Raw genomic sequence first — 8,559 nt, forward strand, 5'->3', positions numbered from 1 at the left:
CTTTCGAGCGTGTAGCCACCTGTGCTGGAGGTTCAGTCTAGGGGGGGTGCGAAAGGGTGGGGCAACCGGGCGGTGGGTCTTTGTACGCCATCAGAATGGCCGGTCATCCTGCTGGTGGTGAGGGTGCGGCACGTGGCTTTCCCTTCCTCCAACTTGACGTACGCCGAAGGGAAACGGTTGCTCACGGATTCCTTACGGCTGGGTCACGTTCGAATACCCGGATGTCGTGGGTCCACCCGTGCTCCCTGCGAGTTCCACCCGGCCGGAGGCCGTCCCTCACAGCCCCCTACTCCCCAGTTTCCCCCCGGATCACCGCCAGCACTCCGTCCAGCTCGTCGGGTTTCACGAGAACGTCACGCGCCTTGGAGCCCTCGCTCGGTCCCACGACGCCCCGCGACTCCATGAGGTCCATCAGCCGCCCGGCCTTGGCGAATCCGACGCGCAGCTTGCGCTGGAGCATGGAAGTCGAGCCGAACTGCGTGGAGACGACGAGTTCGGCCGCCTGGCACAGCAGGTCGAGGTCGTCGCCGATCTCCTCGTCGATCTCCTTCTTCTGCTTGGTGCCCACGGTGACGTCGTCGCGGAAGACGGGCGCCATCTGGTCCTTGCAGTGCTGGACGACCGCCGCGACCTCGTCCTCGGTCACGAACGCGCCCTGCATACGGGTGGGTTTGTTCGCCCCCATCGGGAGGAACAGCCCGTCACCCTTGCCGATGAGTTTCTCGGCGCCCGGCTGGTCGAGGATGACGCGCGAGTCGGCGAGCGACGAGGTGGCGAAGGCGAGCCGTGACGGCACGTTGGCCTTGATGAGACCGGTGACGACGTCGACCGACGGACGCTGCGTGGCGAGCACCAGATGGATGCCGGCCGCACGGGCGAGCTGGGTGATGCGGACGATCGCGTCCTCGACGTCCCTCGGCGCGACCATCATCAGGTCGGCGAGCTCGTCCACGATGACCAGCAGGTACGGGTACGGCTGGAGCTCGCGCTCACTGCCCTCGGGCAGCTTGACCTTGCCGTTCCTGATGGCCTCGTTGAAGTCGTCGATGTGCCGGTAGCCGAACGCCGCGAGGTCGTCGTAGCGCAGGTCCATCTCGCGCACGACCCACTGGAGCGCCTCGGCGGCCCGCTTGGGGTTGGTGATGATCGGCGTGATGAGGTGCGGGATGCCCTCGTACGCGGTCAGCTCGACGCGCTTGGGGTCGACGAGGACCATGCGCACGTCCTCGGGGGTCGCGCGGACCATGATCGACGTGATGAGGCAGTTGATGCAGGACGACTTGCCGGAGCCGGTCGCGCCCGCGACGAGCACATGCGGCATCTTCGCCAGGTTGGCCATCACATAGCCGCCCTCGACGTCCTTGCCGAGCGCGACCAGCATCGGGTGGTCGTCCTCGGCCGCGTCCGCGAGGCGCAGGACGTCGCCGAGGTTGACCATCTCGCGATCGGTGTTGGGGATCTCGATGCCGACCGCCGACTTGCCGGGGATCGGGCTGATGATCCGTACGTCCGGGCTGGCGACGGCGTACGCGATGTTCTTGGTCAGCGCGGTGATCCGCTCGACCTTCACGGCGGGGCCCAGCTCGACCTCGTAGCGCGTGACCGTCGGCCCGCGCGTGAAGCCGGTGACGGAGGCGTCGACCTTGAACTCGGTGAAGACGTTGGTGAGCGAGGCGACCACGGCGTCGTTGGCGGCGCTGCGGGTCTTGCCGGGGCCGCCCCGTTCCAGCAGGTCGAGCGAGGGCAGCGCGTAGGTGATGTCGCCGGAGAGCTGGAGCTGCTCCGCCCGCGCCGGCAGGTCACGTGGCTCGTCGGGGGCCTTCTTGGTCAGGTCCGGCACCAGGGCTTCCTGCTGCGCGGCCTTGGCCGTCCTGGCGGCCGGGGGGTCCTGCTTGGGCGTCTTCGTGCGCGCGGCGGGCACGGGCGTGGTGTCCTCGCGGTCCCCGGCGCTCACCCCGTGGGTGAGGTCGGCGACCACCGGCGAGGGCGGCATCCCGTGGAGCACGGCCCCGTCGAGGGCGGCGGCGGCCGCGGCGGCGACGTCCACGGCGTCCATCGGCCGGTCCGGGTCGGGCTGGCGCACGGCGGAACGCCGGGGGCGGCGCCTGGAGAGGGCCTCCTGCTCGGCGCCGTCCGGGTTGTACTCCTGGGGGGCGGATCCGCCGCGACGAGGGCGCGTGGGGAGCCCTTCGCGCCACTGTTCGTCGTAGCGCGCGTCGTCGTCGCCGTACGCCTCGTCCACGTCGGCCGCGACGATGCCCAGCTTCTGCCCGAGGAGCCGCAGCCGCTGCGGGATCGCGTTGACCGGGGTCGCGGTGACGACGAGGAGCCCGAAGACGGTGAGCAGCACGAGCATGGCCACGGCGAGCGCCTCGCCCATGGTGTACGTCAGCGGGGTGGCCGTGCCCCAGCCGATGAGCCCGCCGGCGTCCCTTATGGGCTGCATCCCGGTGCTGCGGGCGGGCGACCCGCAGGCGATGTGGACCTGTCCGAGCACACCGATGACGAGCGCGGACAGGCCGATGACGATGCGGCCGTTGGCGTCGGGCTTCTCGGGGTGCCGGATGAACCGTACGGCGATGATCGTGAGCAGTATCGGCACGAGCAGGTCGAGCCGGCCGAAGGCGCCGGTCACGAGCATCTCGACGAGGTCGCCGACGGGGCCGCGCAGATGGGACCAGGTGCCGGCGGCGACGATCAGGGCGAGGGCGAGCAGCAGCAGCGCGACGCCGTCCTTGCGGTGCGCCGGGTCGAGGTTCCTCGCGCCCTGCCCTATGCCGCGAAAGACGGCGCCGACGGCGTGCGCGGCACCGAGCCAGACGGCGCGTACGAGCTTGTACACGCCCCCGGTCGGGTTGGGCGCCGGCTTCGGAGGGGCCGTCTTCTTCGCCGCCGCCTTCCTGGCGGGTGCCTTCTTGGCGGCGGCTTTCTTCGCGGGGGCCTTCTTCGCCGGAGCCTTCGTCGGAGCGGCCGCCTTCTTCGCGGGCGACTTCTTCGCAGCGGACTGACGTGAGGCCATGAGTGTGAGGTTACCGGTGGAGGCCACAGCCGACACGTGTGCCTACTGCTTCACCCGTTCGTGTCGCGGGTCCGTCGCCCCAAAGCTGACGGCCTCTGACGGCCACTCAGCGCCGATGTGTCCGGCACAGCTGCCGGTGCCGTCCGGCACACCACCGCGGCCGTCGGAGCACGGCTGCCGCGGCCGTCAGAGCACGGCCCTCGCGCCGTCAGGGCACAACTGCGGCCGGGTCCCGGCCACTTCCGCGGCATGGACCCGTGCACGTCCCCCGGCGGGGCTCCGCTCAGTTCTGCGAGGGCACCGAGGCGGGGCCGCCCGTGCCCGGCTCCAGCGCGTCCAGCGCCCTGCGCAGCCCGGTGAGTTTGCGTTCGAGATGGGCCGCGGTGGCCACCGCCGCCGCGTCCGCCGAGTCGTCGTCGAGCTGTTTGGAGAGGGCCTCCGCCTGCTCCTCCACGGCCGCGAGGCGCGCGGAGAGTTCGGCGAGGATGCCGCCGGAGGGCTCCTTGGAGCCGCCCGCCGCGCCCTTGCCGCCGCCCTCCAACTGGAGTCGTAGCAGCGCCGCCTGCTCCCTGAGCTGGCAGTTCTTCATGTACAGCTCGACGAACACGGAGACCTTCGCCCGCAGCACCCACGGGTCGAACGGCTTGGAGATGTAGTCGACCGCGCCCGCCGCGTACCCCCGGAAGGTGTGGTGCGGGCCGTGGTTGATGGCGGTGAGGAAGATGATCGGGATGTCCCGTGTCCGCTCACGCCGCTTGATGTGCGCGGCCGTCTCGAATCCGTCCATACCCGGCATCTGGACGTCCAGCAGAATGACCGCGAAGTCGTCCGTCAGCAGCGCCTTGAGCGCTTCCTCCCCGGACGATGCCCGCACCAGCGTCTGATCGAGCGCGGAGAGGATGGCCTCCAGCGCCAACAGATTCTCCGGCCGGTCATCGACCAGGAGGATCTTGGCCTTCTGCACCATGGCCCGCCCTCCTCGCCCCGGCTTGGGGCCTCCCCTGTCCTCAGGATCCGAGGTGACACCGCCGGGTGTCACCTCAGGGGACGACTCCCTTGCGCCGCCCGTCCTTGTGCCGGTCATCGTAGCCGCACCCCGCCCGTCGCCACACCCTGTCACCGTGATGTCACTGTGCTCGTAGCAGAAACGCGGCGGGGGACCAGAAGGTTCCCCGAATCCCGCGTTTCTACACGGCCGCGGCCACACTCAGTCAACAACTGGGCGTCCCGCTCACCCGGTTGTGACCGCGTGCGACCCGTCCCGTCACTCACTCCGCATCCATTGCTCCATCACCGCCAGCAGATGATCCGGATCGACCGGCTTGGTCACATAGTCGGATGCGCCCGAGTCGATCGCCTTCTCCCGGTCGCCCTTCATCGCCTTGGCCGTCAGCGCGATGATCGGCAGCCCGGCGAACTGGGGCATCCGGCGGATCGCCGTGGTCGTCGCGTACCCGTCCATCTCGGGCATCATGATGTCCATCAGGACGACTGTCACATCGTCGTGCTGCTCCAGGACCTCGATGCCCTCGCGGCCGTTCTCCGCGTACAACACGGACAGGCCGTGCTGCTCCAGGACGCTGGTGAGCGCGAAGACGTTGCGGATGTCGTCGTCGACGATCAGCACCTTCTCGCCGTCGAACCGGTCCGCACGGCGCGCCTGCGGCGCCTCCTGCGCCCAGTGCTCCGGTGCCTGCCCGCTGCCCTGGCCGGGCATCCCGGACGACGGACCGGCCGGCACGGCCCTGCGGCGGCGCCTGAACAGAGCGGCGGCCCCGTTCTGCGTCTCCTGGTACGACTTGACCTCGGCCGGTGTCTCCGCGGGCTCGCTCAGCTCGGCCTCGGAGGCCAGCAGCTCCCCGGCCTCCAGCGAGGACGGGCTGTTGCTCGCGTAGCCCTGCGGAGGCAGTTCGCTCGGGTGCAACGGCAGGTAGAGGGTGAAGGTGGAGCCGCGTCCGGGCTCGCTCTGGGCGTGGATCTCGCCGCCCAGCAGCCGGGCGATCTCCCGCGAGATCGACAGCCCCAGACCCGTACCGCCGTACTTGCGGCTCGTGGTGCCGTCGGCCTGCTTGAACGCCTCGAAGATCACCCGCATCTTGCTGGCCGCGATACCGATCCCGGTGTCGGTCACCGAGAACGCGATCATGGCGGCGTCCGGGTCGCTCAGCGAGCCCGCCTCCAGCAACTGCTCCCTGATGGCCACCGGCACATCCGCGCCGGCCGGCCGGATGACCAGCTCCACGGCCCCGGAGTCGGTGAACTTCACCGCGTTCGACAGCAGGTTCCGCAGCACCTGGAGCAGCCGCTGTTCGTCCGTGTGCAGCGTGGCCGGCAGCTCCGGCGAGACGCGTACGGAGAAGTCCAGGCCCTTCTCGGCGGTCAGCGGCCGGAAGGTGGCCTCCACGTAGTCGACGAGCTGGACGAGCGCGATCCTGGTCGGCGAGACGTCCATCTTGCCCGCCTCGACCTTCGACAGGTCCAGGATGTCGTTGATCAGCTGGAGCAGGTCGGAGCCCGCCCCGTGGATCGTCTCGGCGAACTCGACCTGCTTGGGCGTCAGGTTCGACTCGGCGTTGTCCGCGAGCAGCTTGGCGAGGATCAGCAGTGAGTTGAGCGGCGTACGCAGCTCGTGCGACATGTTCGCCAGGAACTCGCTCTTGTAGCGCATCGAGACGGCGAGCTGCTCGGCCCGCTCCTCCAGGACCTGCCGCGCCTCCTCGATCTCGGTGTTCTTGACCTCGATGTCGCGGTTCTGCCGGGCCAGCAGCTCGGCCTTCTCCTCCAGTTCGGCGTTGGACGCCTGGAGGGCCTTCTGCCGGTTCTCCAACTCGTCCGACCGCTCCCGCAGTTGCTCGGTCAGCTCCTGCGACTGCTTCAGCAGCACCTCCGTCTTGGTGTTGACGGAGATGGTGTTGACGCTCGTCGCGATCATCTCGGCGATCTGGTTGAGGAAGTCCTTCTGGATCTGCGTGAACGGCGTGAACGACGCCAGCTCGATCACACCGAGCACGGTCCCCTCGAAGAGCACCGGAAGCACGATGACCTGTGCCGGGGGCGCCTCACCGAGCCCGGAGGAGATCTTCAGATAACCGCTCGGCGCGTTCTCCACCAGGATCGTGCGCTTCTCCTGCGCGGCCGTCCCGACCAGCGCCTCCCCCGGCCGGAACGACGTCGGCATGGAGCCCATCGAGTAACCGTACGAGCCGAGCATCCGCAACTCGTACTGGTCCTCGTTGTCCGGGCCCAGGTCCTTGCCGTCGACCAGCGGCATCGCCAGGAAGAACGCCCCGTGCTGCGCGGAGACCACCGGGGTCAGCTCGCTCATGATCAAGGACGCCACGTCGTCGAGGTCCCGGCGACCCTGCATCAGGGCGGAGATCCGGGCGAGGTTACCCTTGAGCCAGTCCTGCTCCTGGTTGGCGATCGTGGTGTCGCGCAGGTTGGCGATCATCTTGTTGATGTAGTCCTGCAGCTCCTTGATCTCGCCCGACGCGTCCACGTCGATCTTGAGATTCAGGTCGCCCCGGGTCACCGCGGTGGCCACGCGCGCGATGGCGCGCACCTGCCGGGTGAGGTTCCCGGCCATCTCGTTCACCGACTCGGTGAGGTCCCGCCAGGTGCCATCGACGTCCCGCACCCGCGCCAGACCGCCCAGCTGCCCCTCGGTGCCCACCTCGCGGGCCACCCGGGTGACCTCCTCGGCGAAGGACGACAGCTGGTCGACCATCGTGTTGATGGTGGTCTTCAGCTCCAGGATCTCGCCGCGCGCGTCGATGTCGATCTTCTTGGTGAGATCGCCCTTGGCGATGGCGGTCGTGACCATCGCGATATTGCGGACCTGTCCGGTGAGGTTGGACGCCATCGAGTTCACGGACTCGGTGAGGTCCTTCCAGGTGCCCGCCACACCCGGTACGTGCGCCTGGCCGCCCAGGATGCCGTCCGTGCCCACCTCGCGGGCCACCTTGGTGACCTGGTCCGCGAAGGAGCTCAGCGTCTTGACCATGCTGTTGAAGGTGTCGGCGAGCTCCGCGACCTCGCCGCGTGCCTCGATCGTCACCGTGCGCGTGAGGTCGCCGTTGGCGACCGCGGCGGCGACCTGGGAGATGTTGCGCACCTGCATGGTCAGGTTCTTGGCCATCAGGTTCACATTGCCGCTGAGGTCCTTCCAGATGCCGGTGATGCCCGGCACGTGCGCCTGGCCGCCGAGGATGCCCTCGGTGCCCACCTCGCGGGCCACCCGGGTCACCTGCTCGGCGAAGGACGACAGCTGGTCGACCATCGTGTTCACCGTGGTGACGAGTTCGAGGATCTCGCCCTTGGCGTCCACGGTGATCTTCTTCGACAGGTCACCCTTGGCGACCGCGGTGGTGACCTCTGCGATCTGGCGCACCTGAATGGTCAGGTTGTTCGCCATGAAGTTCACCGACTGGGTGAGGTCCTTCCAGGTGCCGGACACACCCTGCACCTCGGCCTGACCGCCGAGCTGGCCCTCCGTGCCCACCTCACGGGCGACCCTGGTGACCTCCTCCGCGAACGACGACAGCTGGTCCACCATCGTGTTCAGCGTGTTCTTCAGTTCCAGGATCTCGCCGCGCGCGTCCACGGTGATCTTCTGGGAGAGGTCACCTCGGGCGACCGCCGTGGCGACCTGCGCGATGTTGCGGACCTGTCCGGTCAGATTGCCGGCCATGCCGTTCACGGACTCGGTGAGGTCGCGCCACACACCGGCGACGCCCGGTACGTGCGCCTGACCACCGAGGCGGCCCTCGGTGCCCACGTCACGGGCGACCCGAGTCACCTGGTCGGCGAAGGACGACAGCTGGTCGACCATCGTGTTGATGGTGTTCTTCAGCTCAAGGATCTCGCCGCGCGCGTCGACGTCGATCTTCTGCGACAGGTCACCGCGGGCGACGGCCGTCGTCACCTGCGCGATGTTGCGCACCTGGGAGGTGAGATTGCCGGCCATCGAGTTGACGGAGTCCGTGAGCTCCTTCCAGGTGCCCGACACACCGTCCACGCGGGCCTGACCGCCGAGGCGGCCCTCCGTGCCCACGTCACGGGCCATGCGGGTCACCTGGTCGGCGAACGACGACAGCTGGTCGACCATCGTGTTCACGGTGTTCTTCAGTTCGAGCATCTCGCCCGCGACATCGACGGTGACCTTCTGCGAGAGGTCGCCGTTGGCCACGGCCGTGGTGACCGCCGCGATGTTCCTCACCTGTCCGGTGAGATTCCGGAACGCCGTGTTGACGGAGTCCGTGAGGTCCTTCCACGTACCGGCCGCGCCCGGCACCTTCGCCTGACCGCCGAGACGCCCCTCGGCACCCACCTCGTTGGCCACACGGGTGACCTCGGCACCGAAGTAGGACAGCTGGTCGACCATCCCGTTGACGGTGTTCTTCAGCTCGAGCATCTCGCCGGCCACGTCGACGGTGACCTTCTGCGAGAGGTCACCGTTGGCCACGGCCGTGGTCACCGCCGCGATGTCCCGCACCTGGATCGTCAGGTTCCGGAAGACCGTGTTCACCGAATCGGTGAGG

The 8,559-nt window shown here is 68.7% G+C and carries 3 protein-coding genes; all 3 read right to left on the bottom strand.

The features are described 5' to 3' along the window. Positions 1-286 precede the first annotated feature (286 nt). Entirely contained in the window at positions 287-3,019 is a 2,733-nt protein-coding gene (locus M8J73_RS02430; RefSeq protein WP_240501213.1) for an FtsK/SpoIIIE family DNA translocase, read from the bottom strand. 283 nt (positions 3,020-3,302) lie between these two features. Then, positions 3,303-3,986, bottom strand: a complete 684-nt coding sequence (locus M8J73_RS02435; RefSeq protein ID WP_055538482.1) for a response regulator — start codon at positions 3,984-3,986, stop codon at positions 3,303-3,305. A gap of 297 nt (positions 3,987-4,283) precedes the next feature. Continuing rightward, a partial coding sequence (locus M8J73_RS02440) for a HAMP domain-containing protein (RefSeq protein WP_249828158.1) occupies positions 4,284-8,559 on the bottom strand: 4,276 nt, incomplete at its 5' end.

Origin of the sequence: Streptomyces neyagawaensis, assembly GCF_023516595.1 — a bacterium.
GTDB classification, from domain to species: Bacteria; Actinomycetota; Actinomycetes; order Streptomycetales; family Streptomycetaceae; genus Streptomyces; species Streptomyces neyagawaensis.